Genomic DNA, 14,033 nt, shown 5'->3' with positions numbered 1-14,033 from the left:
TTCTTAGAACTCGACGCCGGCTTGCGCCTTGATGCCGGAGCGGAAGGGATGCTTGACCAGCGTCATCTCGGTGACGAGATCAGCGACCTCGATCAGCTCGTCCTTGGCGTTGCGGCCGGTGAGCACGACATGCGTCATCGGCGGCTTCGAGGTCGCCAGGAATTCGACGACCTCCGCGATGTCGAGATAGTCGTAGCGCAGCGCGATGTTGATCTCGTCGAGCACGACCATGCGGAGATTCTGGTCGAGGATCAGCTCCTTGGCCTTCTCCCAGCCGGCGCGCGCGGCGGCGATATCGCGGGCGCGGTCCTGCGTCTCCCAGGTAAAGCCTTCGCCCATGGCGTGGAACTGGCAGAGGTCGCCGAAATGGCCGGTGAGCATGCGGCGCTCGCCGGTGTCCCAGGCGCCCTTGATGAACTGCACGACCGCGCAGGGGAAGCCATGGGCGACGCAGCGGACGATCATGCCGAAGGCCGAGGAGGATTTGCCCTTTCCGGCGCCGGTGTGGACGATGATGAGGCCCTTTTCGCCGCTCTTGGTCGCCATGATCTTGTCGCGGGCGACCTTCTTCTTCGCCATTTTCGAGGCGTGGCGGGCGTCGGTTTCGTCGGCCGTCTGGGTATCCGGTTCTGACGTCATCGGACGGGGTCCTTCGGCTTGACAAGAGGCGGTCGGGGGCAAATGGTGGCCCGGCGTTGGTTCCTGTCCTACGACAGGCGAAGAGGGAATGCGATAGGGTCCGAATCGGCAAGATTTGGTTCCAAAATGCAGCCGCCCCCGCGACCGTGACCGGAGAGATGCCCGAAGCCACTGATCCCCTGGGGATCGGGAAGGCGGGAATCGAAGGGGAAACCCTGCTCCGCAAGCCGGGAGACCTGCCAACGCGGACGATTTTGGACCGGCGGACGGGGTGTTCCGCGACGGGGATACGGGCCTTCGCAAGAACGGTTCGTGGGCCTCTTCGCTTCCCGCTGTTTATTCTGGAAGAAGCGATGACCGTCACACTTCATGTCTGCATCACCTGCCGCGCCGGCCAGACGCTTGGCGAGGGCGAGACGACGCCCGGCAAGCGCCTGCATGGTGCGATCCTCGAGGCCGGCGTGCCCGACGGCGTCAGCGTGGTTCCCGTCGAATGCCTGTCTGCATGCAACCAGGGTTGCTCGGTCGCGCTCAGCGCGCCCGGCCGCTGGTCCTATGTCTATGGCCGTCTGTCGGATGCGAATGCGCGCGACGTGGTCGCGGGCGCCGCGGCCTATGCGGCCGCGCCCGACGGCCTTGTGCCCTGGCGCAGCCGCCCGGAGATCTTCCGCAAGCAATCGCTTGCCCGCATTCCCCCCATTCTCCCCATGCTCCCCTTGGCCGTCGTGCCGGAGGCCGCCGAATGAATTCGCTCGCAAAAGTGCCGGTCACGGTCGTCACGGGCTTTCTCGGCTCCGGCAAGACCACGCTGATCCAGCATCTGCTTGCCAACGCCAACGGCAAGAAGCTCGCGGTGCTCGTCAACGAGTTCGGCAGCGAGGGCGTCGATGGCGAGATTCTGAAATCCTGCGCCGATGCGAATTGCCCAGAAGAGAACATCATCGAGCTCGCCAATGGCTGCATCTGCTGCACCGTCGCCGACGATTTCATTCCGACCATGGAGAAGCTGCTGTCGCGGCCGGTGCGGCCCGATCATATCCTGATCGAGACCTCGGGCCTGGCGCTGCCCAAGCCGCTGCTGAAGGCGTTCGACTGGCCGGAGATCCGTTCGCGCATCACGGTCGATGGCGTGATCGCGCTGGCCGACGCCGAAGCTGTCGCTGCCGGCCGTTTCGCGCCGGATCCTGACGCCGTCGAAGCGCAGCGTGCGGCCGATGAAAATCTCGATCACGAGACCCCGCTATCGGAAGTGTTCGAGGACCAGATTGCCTGCGCCGACATCGTGCTGCTGACGAAGGCGGATCTTGCGGGCGCGGCAGGCCTCGAAGCGGCCAAGGCGGCGATCACCGCCGAGATGTCGCGCCGCGTGCCGATGCTGGCGATCACCGACGGTGCGATCGACGCGCGCCTCATCCTCGGCCTCGGTGCTGCCGCCGAGAACGATCTCGCCGCGCGTCCATCGCATCATGACGGCGAGGAGGATCACGAGCACGACGATTTTGCCTCCGTCGTGATTGATCTTCCTGAGGTCACCGATATCGACACGCTGGTTGCATCCGTCCAGCGTCTGGCGCGGGAGCAGAATGTGCTGCGCGTCAAGGGTTACATCGCGGTGGAAGGCAAGCCGATGCGCCTCTTGCTGCAAGCGGTCGGCGAGCGCGTGCGCCACCAGTTCGACAAGCCCTGGGGCGCAGGTGCGAGGCAATCAAAGCTCGTCGTGATCGGCGAGCATAGAAACATTGATGAAGCCGCGATCAGGGCGGGACTCGGAATCTGATGCACGTCGTCTTCCGCGAGAGCCGCGGTCTCGAGGAGACCGCGATACCAAGGGACATCGGCCAGGACCCGGCCGATCTCGTGGTGCTCTCGTATTCGGATTCCGATCTGGCGGCGTTCGCGGCCGGCTGGCGCCGCGGCCGCGACAGCCTGCCGTCGCTACGGCTCGTCAATCTCGCAGAGCTCCGCCATCCGCTCTCGGTCGACACCTATGTCGAGCGCACTCTTGCGCACGCGCGCGGCATCCTCGTGCGTCTGATCGGCGGCGAATCCTATTGGTCGTACGGGCTCGCGGCCCTGCAGCAACTGGCGAAGGAGCGCGGCATCGTGCTGGCCGTGCTGCCGGCGGACGGCCGCGACGACACGCGGCTGGATGCGTATTCGACCCTGCCGGTCTCGACATTGCGGCGGCTCAAGGTGCTCTGCGACACCGGCGGCCCCGTCGCAGCGCAAGCCGCGGTCGCGCAGCTTGCGCTGGCCTCTGGCCTTTATGCCGGCCCGGTCATCGGCGAGATGACCGTCCCCGAGATGGGCTTTTATGATCCGTCGCGCGGCGTCATTGCCGCGCCGGCGTCGGGTGAGGGCAGGCCGCGAGCGCTCGTGACCTTCTATCGCTCCTACCTCACCGCCGCGGATACCGGCCCCGTCGATGCGCTGATCGCGACGCTGCGCGAGCGCGGCTTTGACGCGCATGGTGTGTTCGTCACCTCGCTGAAGGCCCCGGGCGTTGCGGATTGGTTGCGCGGGTATTTCGCGCAAAACCCGCCGGCCGCGATCGTCAATGCGACGGCGTTCTCGGCGATCGGCGACGACGGCACCACGCCGTTCGATGCCGCATCCTGCCCGGTGTTCCAGGTCGCGCTCTCCACGGCTCGGCGCGAGGATTGGGCGAGCTCGCTCCGCGGCCTGTCGCCCGGCGACCTTGCGATGCATGTGGTGCTGCCCGAGGTCGACGGCCGCCTGTTTGCGGGCGTGGTGAGCTTCAAATCGGCGGCGATGCGCGATCCCGATTTGCAATTTTCGCATCTGGCACACAGGCCCGATGAGGAGCGCGTGAAGGCCGTCGCCGCGCGCGTAGCGGCCTGGCGTCGCCTCGCCGAGAAGCCGGCCGCCGACAAGCGCATGGCAGTCGTGCTCTCCAACTATCCGGGCCGCCCGCATCAGATCGCGCATGCGGTGGGTCTCGATGCACTGGCCTCGGTCGAGGCCCTGGTGTCCGACCTCGCGAAAGCTGGCTTCGATGTCGATCCGGTCCATGCGCTTGGCGAGACGCTGCTCAAGCGGACCTTGAGCTGGAGCGTTGCCGATTACCGCGCTGCGCTCTCGCACCTTCCGCAAGTGTTGCAGGATGACCTCGCGCAAGCCTGGGGCACGCCGGAAACCGATCCGGGGTGTCGCGACGGCGCGTTCCATTTCGCAGCGATTCCATGTGGCCGGTCGATCATCGCGGTTCAGCCGGAGCGTGGCGATGCGACCACGCGCGATGCCGACTATCACGATCTCGCCCGCACGCCGCGCCATGCCTATGTCGCGTTCTATCTCTGGCTCCGCGAGCAGGGCTGTGATGCCGTCGTGCACATGGGCGCGCACGGCACGCTGGAATGGCTGCCCGGAAAATCCGTGGCGCTGTCGCAGGCGTGCTGGCCGGAAGCCCTGATCGGCGAATTGCCCGTCATCTATCCCTTCATTGTCAACGATCCCGGCGAGGCCGCGCAGGCCAAGCGGCGCGTGGGTGCCGTCACGATCGGCCATCTGCCACCGCAGCTCGCAGCATCAGCGGTGCCGGACGGGCTGCGCAGGCTTGAACAGCTCCTCGACGAGTACTCGACGGCCGATGGCCTCGATCCCGCCCGCCGCCAGCGCCTGATCGCCGCGATCCGCGACGAGGCACGCGCGGCCGGTCTCGAAGACGATCTTGGCCTTGAGGCAACCGCCGCTCCGGCCGAAGCGATCCCGCGGATCGACCGCTTCGTCTGTGATCTCAAGGAAAGCCAATTCGGTGACGGCCTGCACGTGTTCGGCCGCGGCGCCTGCGGCGACGCTGAACGTGACGCGCTACGTGCCGCGCTTGCGGGACGCCGCGTCGCGCCGGGGCCGTCGGGCTCGCCCTATCGCGGCCGCCAGGACGTGCTGCCCACGGGACGTAATCTGTTCGCCGTCGATCCGCGCGCGGTGCCGACGCCGTCGGCGCATGCGCAAGGCATCAAGCTCGCGGAAGAATTGCTCCGCCGCCATCTGCAGGATCACGGCGACTGGCCGAAGGGCCTTGTCGTCGATCTCTGGGGCTCAGCGACCATGCGGACCGCGGGCGAAGAGTTTGCGATGGCGCTGCATCTGGCCGGCCTCGCGCCGCGCTGGGATCACGCATCCGGCCGTGTGACCGGCTACGACATCATCGCGCCTGCCGAGCTTGGCCGGCCCCGCATCGACGTCACGCTGCGTGTCTCGGGCCTGTTTCGCGACGTCTTCTCAGGCCTCGCGCAATTGTTCGAGGCGGCAGCCGAGGCGCTGTCCGCCCGCGAGGACGAGGGCGACGAGAATCCTTATCGCCATCGTACATCGCGCGTGTTCGCGCCGCGTCCCGGACAATACGGCGTCGGCCTCTCGGCAATCCCGGACGCCTTCACGCCCGAGACGCGCGAAGCCGCCGGCGAAGCGTGGCTCTCGGCATCGTCATGGGCGTTCTCGGCCGATGGCGAGATCAAGCTCGATCGTGCCGGTATCGAGAAGCGGCTCGCATCCGCCGATGCTTTTGTGCACGTCCAGGATTTGCCTGAAACCGACCTTCTGTTCGCGGCCGACTATGCCGCGCATGAGGCCGGCATTGCGGCCGCCGCAGCCCATCTCGGCGCGGCAGGACCATCGCTCTATCATCTCGATGCGACGCGACCCGAGCAGCCGCATGCGCGTACGCTGACCGAGGAAATTTCGCGGGTGGTCCGCGCGCGCGCGGCCAACCCGGCCTGGATCGCCGGCATGATGCGCCACGGTTTTCGCGGCGCGGCCGAGATCACCGCGACGCTCGAGCACATGGCCGCCTTCGCGCATCTGGCCGGCGCCGTGCCGCCGCATCTGTTCGACCTCTACTACGATGCCACGCTCGGCCATGACGACGCCCGCGCCTTCATGGCCCGTGAAAATCCGGCGGCGCTGGCGGCGATGGAGACGTGTTTCAAGCGCCTGTATGAAGCTTCGCTCTGGCGAACGCGCCGCAATTCGATCGCGGCTGCGCTGCGGGAGGCGTCATGAGCGCTTCCGTGGTCAAGGGCTGGTGTCCCGGCGCGCTGCGCCCGATGCAATCGGGCGACGGGCTCGTGGTCCGCGTGCGTCCGTTCGGTGGACGGCTCGAAGCGGCACAAATCTCCGGATTGGCCCATCTCGCCGAACGCCATGGCAACGGCCTGATCGACGTGACCAGCAGAGCCAATCTCCAGATCAGGGGCGTCAACGAGACCAGCCACAGGCTGCTGCTCAGTGGCCTTGCGCAACTGGCGCTGCTCGACCCCGACGCCGACACCGAATCCCGTCGCAACATCCTTGTGACGCCGTTCTGGCGTGCCGGAGACGCAACACAATCGCTCGCTGCCGAACTCGAGGAGGCGCTCGCCGACAGCACGCTCGAACTTCCAACCAAGTTCGGCTTCGCCATCGATGACGGCACCTCACGCGTGCTTGCGGGCGATTCCGCGGACGTGCGGATCGAACGCGATCGTTCCGGCGAACTGCTGGTGCGGGCCGATGGCGACAAACTCGGCCGCTCCGTCGCACGCGGCGAGGCTGTGACCACCGCGCTCGCATTCGCCGACTGGTTCGTGATCTCAGGCGGCGCCAGGGGCGGGCGGGGGCGGATGGCGGCGCATCTTGCCGCCGGTGCAATCCTGCCGGAGGCATTGCGCGGGGAGGCCGAGCCGGCGCCGATCATGGCGGCGGCACGTCCCGGCCTCTATGCGCAAGGCGCGATGGTCGGGGTCGCCTTCGGACAGATGGCGCATGCGACACTCGACCAGTTCGCCGGTTGCGGACATGCGCTGCGCATGACGCCATGGCGGATGGTTTTGAGCGAAGGCAAGCGCGTAATGCCGAGCGCGCCTGGTCTCATCACCGAGGCCTACGACCCTGCGCTGCGCGTCATCGCCTGTAGCGGTGCGCCACGCTGTCGCGAGGCACATGCCGATACCCGCGGCCTTGCCGCGGCCCTGGCGCCGAACATCGGCGCGGCCGCACGGCTCCACGTCTCCGGCTGTGCCAAGGGTTGCGCCCATTCCGGTCCCGCGGCCATCACTCTGGTCGCGACCGGCGCAGGCTTCGATCTCGTGCGCGGTGGGTCGACACGCGATGAGCCCATCCTGCGGGGACTGAACCGCGAAGACATCGTCAAGGATCCCTCCATCCTGATGGGAGGGCACTGATGCCGCACACTTATGAGACCGACGGCGCGGCGATCTACCGGCAGTCCTTTGCGACCATCCGGGCCGAAGCCGATCTTGCGCGCTTCACGCGGGATGAGGAGCCGGTGGTGGTGCGAATGATCCATGCCGCCGGCATGGTCGGCTTGGAGGCGCATATCCGCTTCACATCAGGCATGGCGGTCGCCGCGCGCACGGCCCTGCAGAAGGGCGCACCGATCCTGTGCGACGCGCGCATGGTCTCCGAAGGAATTACGCGCGCGCGGCTTCCTGCGGCCAATGCCGTCATCTGCACGCTGGGCGACGAGACTGTTCCCGCGCTCGCGCAGTCCATGCGCAACACCCGTTCGGCTGCGGCTTTGGAGCTATGGCGCCCGCATCTCGATGGTGCGATCGTGGCGATCGGCAATGCGCCGACCGCGTTGTTTCATCTCCTCAACATGCTGGAGGACCGGGACTGCCCGCGGCCCGCGGCGATCATCGGCTGTCCGGTCGGCTTTGTCGGCGCGGCCGAATCCAAAGCTGCGCTGATGGCCGATTCCCCGGTGCCGGCACTGACGGTCGAGGGCCGCCTTGGCGGTTCCGCGATCACGGTCGCCGCCGTGAACGCGCTGGCGAGCCGGAGCGAATAGCGATGGGACGCATCATCTGCTGCGGTCTCGGCCCCGGTGACCCTGATATGATGAGCGTACGCGCCGATCGCACGGTGCGCGGCGCAAGGCATGTCGCGTATTTCCGCAAGAAGGGCCGGCCCGGCCAGGCGCGTCGCATCGTCGAGGGCATGTTGGCGGCCGACGTGACCGAATATCCGATGGAATATCCGGTCACCATAGAGATCGCCTTCGACACGCCTGAATACGTCCAGCTGCTCGCCGGCTTCTACGACGAATGGTCGGAACGTCTGGCGCGGCTGGCGCGCGCGGTCGACGTCGTCGTGCTCTGCGAGGGCGATCCTTACTTCTACGGCTCCTTCATGCATCTGCACACGCGCCTGCAGGGCCGCGTCGAGATCGAGGTGATCGCCGGCATTCCCGGCATGGTCGGCTGCTGGAATGGCGTGGGACAGCCGATCGCGCTCGGAGATGACGTGACGACGGTGCTCATGGGCACGCTCGCCGAAGCAGAGCTCGAACGCCGCATGCGCGATTCCGATGCGGTCGTGATCATGAAGACCGGGCGCAATCTCGCCAAGGTGCGCCGCGCGCTCGCGTCCGCCGGACGGCTGGACGACGCCTGGCTGGTCGAGCGCGGCACCATGCCGGGCGAGCGCGTGGTGCGGCTCGCGGAGGTCGATGCCGCCGACTGCCCTTATTTTGCGATCGTACTCGTGCACGGCAAGGGCCGGCATCCGGACCCCGCCGAATGACGGGCACGCTGACCATCGCAGGCCTCGGGCCGGGCAGCGATGCGCTGGTGACGCCGGAGGTCTCCGCCGCGCTTGCCGCCGCGACCGACATTCTGGGCTACGCGCCCTATGTCGCGCGCGTGCCGCCGCGACCGGGGCTCAAGCTGCATCCGTCCGACAATCGCGAAGAGCTGCAGCGCGCGAGCGAGGCCTTGCGGCTCGCCGCCGAAGGCGGGCAAGTCGTCATCGTGTCCTCCGGCGACCCCGGCGTCTTCGCGATGGCCTCCGCGGTGTTCGAGGCGCTCGAACAGGCGCCGCAATGGCAGGAGCTGCCGATCCGTGTGCTGCCCGGCATCACTGCGATGCTGGCGGCTGCCGCGCGCGCCGGCGCGCCGCTCGGCCATGATTTCTGTGCGATCAATCTCTCCGACAATCTCAAGCCGTGGGCGGTGATCGAGAAGCGCCTGCGGCTCGCCGCGGAAGCCGATTTTGCCATTGCGATGTACAATCCGCGCTCAGTGAGCCGGCCGGAAGGATTTGGCCGTGCGCTCGCAGTGCTGAACGAGGCCGGCTGCGGCGAGCGCCTCGTGATCTTCGCGCGCGCGATCAGCGCCGCTGATGAAAAGATCGAAACCGTCAGGCTGAACGAGGCGACGCCCGAGATGGCCGACATGCGCACGCTGGTGATCGTCGGCAACTCGCAGACACGCCGCGTCGGCCGCTGGGTCTATGCGCCGAGGCAGGCCCGATGACCGAGCCACTGCATGATCTCGGCCGCGCTCTCGACCCGCAATCGTTCCGGCAGTTGCGGTCGCGCGATCATGACCACGGGCAGGCCGAGCCTGCGGGCTGCGTCGATCTTGGCGCGCGCGCCGTCGCCGCCCGAATTGCGGGCGACGATCCAGGTGATGCTGCGTTTGCGTATCATCTCCAATTCGCCCTCAAGCGTGAAGGGCCCACGCGACACGACGACGTCCGCGGCGAAGGGCAGCGGCGCCTCGGGCGGATCGACGAATCTCAGCGTGTAGGCGTGCTGCGGCCTGGTTGCGAACGGCGAGATGTGCTGGCGGCCGATGGCGAGGAACACATTGGCCGCCGCCTCAGGCAGTGCGGCGACCGCGGCGTCGACATCCGGTATTTCGATCCAGTTGTCGCCGAGCACTTGCACCCACGGCGCGCGCTCCAGCGCGATCAGCGGCGTGCCGGTTTCCGCGCATGCCGCGACCGCATTGCGGCTCATCTCGGCGGCAAAGGGATGCGTCGCATCGATCACATGGGTGATCTCTTCGCGGCGGATGTAATCGGCAAGGCCGCTGACGCCGCCAAAACCGCCGATCCGCGTCGGCAACGGCTGACCGGCGGGCGCGCGGGTGCGGCCGCCATAGGAATAGATGGCGTCAATGCCGGCACGCGCGATCTCCGCCGCGAGCAGGCTCGCGTCGGCCGTTCCGCCCAGAATGAGGGCGCGCGTCATGGCTGATCCCTGGCTGACCATCATCGGTATCGGCGAAGATGGCCTCGCCGGCCTGTCGGAAGCAAGTCGAAAGGCGCTCGACGACGCCGAAACTGTTTTTGGCGGTGAACGGCATCTTGCACTTGCCGGAGTAACCGGGCGCGGCCGCCCCTGGCCGGTGCCGTTCGATGCGGAGATCGTGCTAAGCCGCCGCGGCCGTCCGACGGCGGTGCTCGCCTCCGGCGATCCGTTCTGGTTTGGCGCCGGCGCGAGCCTCGCCGAGAAGCTGGACGCCGGCGAGTGGATTGCGCATTCCGCGCCGTCGACCTTCTCGCTTGCCGCCGCACGACTAGGCTGGCGCCTCGAAGCAATTAGCTGTCTTGGTCTCCATGCCGCGCCATTCGAGCGTCTCGTGCCGCATCTGGCGCAAGGTGCACGCATCATTTGCCTCGTGCGCGACGCGAAGGCGGCAGGCGATCTCGCGAAATGGCTGACGGCGCGCGGTTGGGGCGCTTCGGCACTCTGGACGCTCACCGCGCTTGGCGGGCCGCGCGAGAGTATCAACGCGCATCGCGCCGACAGCTTCGCAGGCGATCTTGCCGGAAGTCTGGTCGCGGTGGCCGTGGAGGCGAGAGGAACGCAGGGTCTTCCCCGCAGCTCGGGACTATCAGACGATCTCTTCGTCCATGACGGCCAGATCACCAAGCGTCCGGTCCGTGCGCTCGCGCTCTCGGCGCTGGGGCCGCGTCCCGGTGAACGGCTGTGGGACATCGGCGCGGGCTCGGGCTCGATCTCGGTTGAGTGGGCGCTGTGCGGCGGGACGGCGATCGCTATCGAAGCGCGCGAGGATCGCGCCGCGAATATCCGCAGCAACGCGGCTGCGTTCGGGTTGGCACATCGGATCACCATCATTACAGGTGAAGCGCCTGAAGTCCTTGCTGCGCTGGGCGCACCTGACGCCGTCTTCATCGGCGGCGGTCTCGACATCGCGATGTTCGACGCCATCTGGTCGCGGCTCGCATCCGGAACGCGACTCGTAGCGCATGCGGTGACGCTGGAGACGGAAGCGCTGCTTGGCGAGCTGCACCAGCACCATGGCGGCGAACTGATGCGGGTCGAGATTGCACATGCCACTCCGCTCGGCCGCTACCGCTCCTGGCAGGCGGCGCGGCCGGTGGTGCAATGGAGCGCGGTCCGATGAAGGTCGCCGGACTTGGATTCAAAAAGGATGTCACGCTGGCCTCGCTGCGTGAGGCGCTTCTGGCAGCCGGTGGTCCCGAAGGCCTCGCAGCGGTGGCGACGGTCAGCGACAAGGCGGACGCGGAAGTGCTGAAGCAGCTTGCGCGCGAATGCGGCGTGCCGATCAAGGCGGTCCCCGCCGAAATGCTGGCCGGCATCGACACGCCGACCCAGTCAAAATTCGTCGCGGAAAAATTCGGGACGGGATCGGTCGCCGAAGCGGCGGCGCTCGCGGCAGCTGGATCGCGCGCGCGATTGATTGCGACGCGGGTGGTCTCGCAGGATCGCACCGCGACCGCGGCAATTGCGGAAGGGGACGGCGCATGACGGTGCATTTCATCGGCGCAGGGCCCGGTGCCCCTGACTTGCTGACATTGCGCGGCCGCGACCTGATCGCCGCCTGTCCGGTCTGTCTCTATGCCGGCTCGCTTGTCCCCGAAGGCGCGCTGGCGCATTGCCCGCCCGGTGCGCGGATCGTCAACACCGCGCCGCTGTCGCTCGACGAAATCGTCGCGGAGATCGCCGCCGCGCATGCCGGCAGCAAGGACGTCGCGCGGCTGCATTCCGGCGATCTCTCGATCTGGTCGGCGATGGGCGAGCAGCTCCGCCGCCTGCGCACACTCGACATTCCCTACACGGTCACGCCCGGCGTTCCCTCTTTCTCCGCCGCCGCGGCTGCGCTGGAGGTCGAGCTCACGCTGCCCGGCCTTGCTCAGACGGTGGTGCTGACGCGCACGCCTGGCCGCGCCAGCGCGATGCCGGAAGGCGAGAAGCTTGCCGCCTTCGCTGCCACCGGCGCGGTGCTCGCGATCCATCTGTCGATCCATCTGCTCGACAAGGTCGTCGCCGAGCTGACGCCGCATTACGGCGCGGATTGCCCGGTCGCGGTCGTCTGGCGCGCGAGCTGGCCTGAGCAGCGCATCGTCCGCGCCACGCTCGCAACACTCGACGCTGCGGTCGGAGCCGAGATGGAGCGCACCGCGCTTATCCTGGTCGGCAAGACTCTGGGCGCGGCGGATTTTTCCGAGAGCCGTCTCTATGCCGCCGACTATGACCGCCGCTATCGGCCGGTCGGCGCCGAGCCGCGCTTTCCGGAGGTGTCGTGATGGCGGCGGGGCTCGTCATCTCCGCGCCGGCCTCCGGCGTCGGCAAGACCACGCTGACGCTGGCGCTTGCCCGCGCCTGGCGCAACAGCGGATTGCGGGTGCAGTGCTTCAAGAGCGGCCCCGATTACATCGATCCCGCGTTTCATGCAGCCGCGACCGGACGCGCTTCGGTCAACGTCGACAGCTGGGCGATGGATCGCGGGACGATCTCGCATCTCGTCAGTCGCGGCACTGACGCCGATGTCGTGCTGGCCGAAGGCTCGATGGGCTTGTTCGACGGCGTGGCCGCGCGAGGCGTCTGCGGCACCGGGGCGACCGCCGACATTGCAGAGATGCTGGACTGGCCGGTGCTGCTGGTGATCGATCCATCCGGCCAGGCGCAAACGGCGGCGGCGATCGCCGCGGGCCTTCGCGACTATCGTCCCGGCGTGCGGCTCGCAGGCGTCGTGCTCAATCGCGTTGCGAGCCCCCGCCACGAAGCTCTCGTGCGGCATGCGCTGCTGGATGCCGGCATCGCCCTGTTCGGCGCGCTGCCGCGCCATGCCGAGATCAGCCTGCCGAAGCGGCATCTCGGGCTGGTGCAGGCCGAGGAGCAGGCGGAGATCGGCAAGCTGATCGACGAGGCCGCGCGCTTCGTCGCCGAGCATGTCGATCTCGATGCGGTGCTGCAATCGGCTGCCATCTGGTCGCCGCAACCTGCCGCGAGCCACGTCAACGTGACGCCGCCCGGTCAGCGCATTGCGTTGGCCCGTGACGCCGCGTTCTCCTTCGTCTATCCGCATATGCTGGAAGCGTGGCGCGCGGCGGGTGCAGATATCTCGACATTCTCGCCGCTGGCTGACGAGAGCCCTGATCCGGGCGCCGATGTGTGCTGGCTGCCTGGCGGCTATCCCGAGCTGCATGCCGGCAAGATCGCGGCCAATGCGCGCTTTCGCAGCGGCTTGTGTGCTTTCGCCGAAACGCGCCTGGTGCACGGCGAGTGCGGAGGCTATATGGTGCTGGGCACCGCTTTGACCGACGCCGACGGCATCCGCCACGAGATGACGGGCCTGCTCGGCCTGGAGACGAGCTTTGCCAAGCGCCGCATGCATCTGGGCTATCGTCTAGCCGAACTCGCCACGCCGATGCCGGGTCATCAATCCGGTGCACGCCTGCGTGGCCACGAATTCCACTATTCGACGATCCTCGCGCAGCCCGACACGCCGCTGGCGGTCGTGCACGACGCGACAGGCGCGGTCATCGCCGAGACCGGCTCGCGGCGGGGACAAGCCACTGGCACGTTCTTCCATCTGATCGCGGAGGACCGGTGAGCGGTTTTGTGTCCTTCGTCTCCGCCGGCCCCGGCGATCCCGAGCTCCTCACGCTCAAGGGTGCCGCGCGGCTGCGCGAGGCCGACGTCGTGCTCTATGACGATCTTGCTTCGGGCGCGATCCTCGATCTGGCCCGGCCGGGCGCCAATCTTGTTGCAGTGGGAAAGCGGGCGGGACGGGCCTCGACCAAGCAGCACCATGTCAACCGCCTGCTGGTCGACTATGCCGTAACAGGCGCGCGCGTGGTGCGATTGAAGTCGGGCGATGCCGGCATCTTTGGCCGGCTCGAGGAGGAGCTCGAGACGCTGCGTGAAGCGGGCATTGGCTATGAGATCATTCCGGGCGTCACCACGGCCTGCGTCGCTGCGGCCCAGGCCGGCATTCCCCTGACCCGGCGCCATACCTCGCGCCGGGTGCAGTTCATCACCGGCGCGGACGTCACCGGCGAGCTGCCGCCAGACCTCAATTGGGCAGCGCTGGCCGATCCCGAGGCGACGACCGTGGTCTATATGGGCCGGCGGACGTTTCCGGCGTTGGTCGCCAAATTGATCGAGCACGGCCTCGCCCCAACCACGCCGGCGCTGTTTGCCGAATCGCTCGGCCGTCCCGACGAGCGGTTGGTTCGCACCACCATTTCGGAACTTGCCGAGCAGCTTGCGCGGGGCGGAGCGGCCTCCACGGCGGCCGTCATCCTGTTCGGCGCGCTGGCGGGGGATTATCCGTCATGACGCTCTCGGCCGCCCTTCACCCCTTGACGCC

14 protein-coding genes and 1 riboswitch are annotated in these 14,033 nt (G+C 67.7%); of the genes, 12 read left to right on the top strand and 2 right to left on the bottom strand.

The features are described from left to right. Positions 1 to 3 precede the first annotated feature (3 nt). Entirely contained in the window at positions 4 to 639 is a 636-nt protein-coding gene (gene cobO, locus ABIC03_RS04785; protein ID WP_354055950.1) for a cob(I)yrinic acid a,c-diamide adenosyltransferase, read from the bottom strand. A 40-nt stretch (positions 640 to 679) separates the two neighbouring features. Further along, positions 680 to 897, top strand: a riboswitch (cobalamin riboswitch). A 95-nt stretch (positions 898 to 992) separates the two neighbouring features. Here cobO and ABIC03_RS04780 point away from each other — a divergent pair. Genes ABIC03_RS04780 through cobJ form a run of 7 tightly spaced genes read left to right on the top strand, consistent with a single transcriptional unit; the run spans position 993 to position 8,918 of the window. After that, positions 993 to 1,385, top strand: a complete 393-nt coding sequence (locus tag ABIC03_RS04780) for a DUF1636 family protein (protein ID WP_354055948.1) — start codon at positions 993 to 995, stop codon at positions 1,383 to 1,385. After that, positions 1,382 to 2,416, top strand: coding sequence for a cobalamin biosynthesis protein CobW (gene cobW / locus ABIC03_RS04775; RefSeq protein WP_354055946.1), 1,035 nt, complete (start codon positions 1,382 to 1,384; stop codon positions 2,414 to 2,416). The genes ABIC03_RS04780 and cobW overlap by 4 nt, the downstream gene beginning before the upstream one ends. Further along, the gene (cobN, locus tag ABIC03_RS04770; RefSeq protein ID WP_354055944.1) at positions 2,416 to 5,664 is read left to right on the top strand and encodes a cobaltochelatase subunit CobN; all 3,249 of its coding nucleotides are present in this window, start codon (positions 2,416 to 2,418) and stop codon (positions 5,662 to 5,664) included. Before cobW ends, cobN begins: the two co-directional genes overlap by 1 nt. Further along, positions 5,661 to 6,824: a precorrin-3B synthase gene (cobG, locus tag ABIC03_RS04765; protein ID WP_354055942.1), complete on the top strand. Its 1,164-nt coding sequence runs from the start codon at positions 5,661 to 5,663 to the stop codon at positions 6,822 to 6,824. The genes cobN and cobG overlap by 4 nt, the downstream gene beginning before the upstream one ends. After that, the gene (locus ABIC03_RS04760; RefSeq protein WP_354055940.1) at positions 6,824 to 7,453 is read left to right on the top strand and encodes a precorrin-8X methylmutase; all 630 of its coding nucleotides are present in this window, start codon (positions 6,824 to 6,826) and stop codon (positions 7,451 to 7,453) included. Before cobG ends, ABIC03_RS04760 begins: the two co-directional genes overlap by 1 nt. A gap of 2 nt (positions 7,454 to 7,455) precedes the next feature. Further along, positions 7,456 to 8,187, top strand: a complete 732-nt coding sequence (locus ABIC03_RS04755; RefSeq protein WP_354055938.1) for a precorrin-2 C(20)-methyltransferase — start codon at positions 7,456 to 7,458, stop codon at positions 8,185 to 8,187. Beyond that, positions 8,184 to 8,918, top strand: a complete 735-nt coding sequence (cobJ, locus tag ABIC03_RS04750; RefSeq protein ID WP_354055936.1) for a precorrin-3B C(17)-methyltransferase — start codon at positions 8,184 to 8,186, stop codon at positions 8,916 to 8,918. The genes ABIC03_RS04755 and cobJ overlap by 4 nt, the downstream gene beginning before the upstream one ends. On the opposite strand, the gene ABIC03_RS04745 is transcribed toward cobJ, so the two are convergent. Continuing rightward, positions 8,894 to 9,640 (bottom strand): cobalt-precorrin-6A reductase, encoded by a 747-nt coding sequence (locus ABIC03_RS04745; protein WP_354055934.1) that lies wholly within the window; start codon positions 9,638 to 9,640, stop codon positions 8,894 to 8,896. The two genes, cobJ and ABIC03_RS04745, sit on opposite strands and share 25 nt — an antisense overlap. Between ABIC03_RS04745 and cbiT the strand changes: the two genes are divergently transcribed. Genes cbiT through cobA form a run of 5 tightly spaced genes read left to right on the top strand, consistent with a single transcriptional unit; the run spans position 9,639 to position 14,002 of the window. Further along, complete coding sequence (cbiT, locus tag ABIC03_RS04740) at positions 9,639 to 10,820, top strand: precorrin-6Y C5,15-methyltransferase (decarboxylating) subunit CbiT (protein ID WP_275167603.1); 1,182 nt, start codon at positions 9,639 to 9,641, stop codon at positions 10,818 to 10,820. The genes ABIC03_RS04745 and cbiT overlap by 2 nt on opposite strands. Beyond that, on the top strand, positions 10,817 to 11,185 hold the full coding sequence (locus ABIC03_RS04735) for a cobalamin biosynthesis protein (RefSeq protein WP_275167602.1): 369 nt from the start codon (positions 10,817 to 10,819) through the stop codon (positions 11,183 to 11,185). Before cbiT ends, ABIC03_RS04735 begins: the two co-directional genes overlap by 4 nt. Continuing rightward, entirely contained in the window at positions 11,182 to 11,964 is a 783-nt protein-coding gene (gene cobM, locus ABIC03_RS04730) for a precorrin-4 C(11)-methyltransferase (RefSeq protein WP_354055931.1), read from the top strand. The genes ABIC03_RS04735 and cobM overlap by 4 nt, the downstream gene beginning before the upstream one ends. Then, entirely contained in the window at positions 11,964 to 13,274 is a 1,311-nt protein-coding gene (locus ABIC03_RS04725; protein ID WP_354055929.1) for a cobyrinic acid a,c-diamide synthase CobB, read from the top strand. The genes cobM and ABIC03_RS04725 overlap by 1 nt, the downstream gene beginning before the upstream one ends. Further along, on the top strand, positions 13,271 to 14,002 hold the full coding sequence (cobA, locus tag ABIC03_RS04720) for a uroporphyrinogen-III C-methyltransferase (protein WP_275167599.1): 732 nt from the start codon (positions 13,271 to 13,273) through the stop codon (positions 14,000 to 14,002). Before ABIC03_RS04725 ends, cobA begins: the two co-directional genes overlap by 4 nt. Positions 14,003 to 14,033 lie beyond the last annotated feature (31 nt).

Source organism: Bradyrhizobium sp. RT6a, assembly GCF_040547675.1.
In the GTDB taxonomy this organism is placed as follows: domain Bacteria; phylum Pseudomonadota; class Alphaproteobacteria; order Rhizobiales; family Xanthobacteraceae; genus Bradyrhizobium.
The sequence above is the reverse complement of the archived record's forward strand: the minus strand, read 5'-3'. Positions and strand labels throughout refer to the sequence as shown.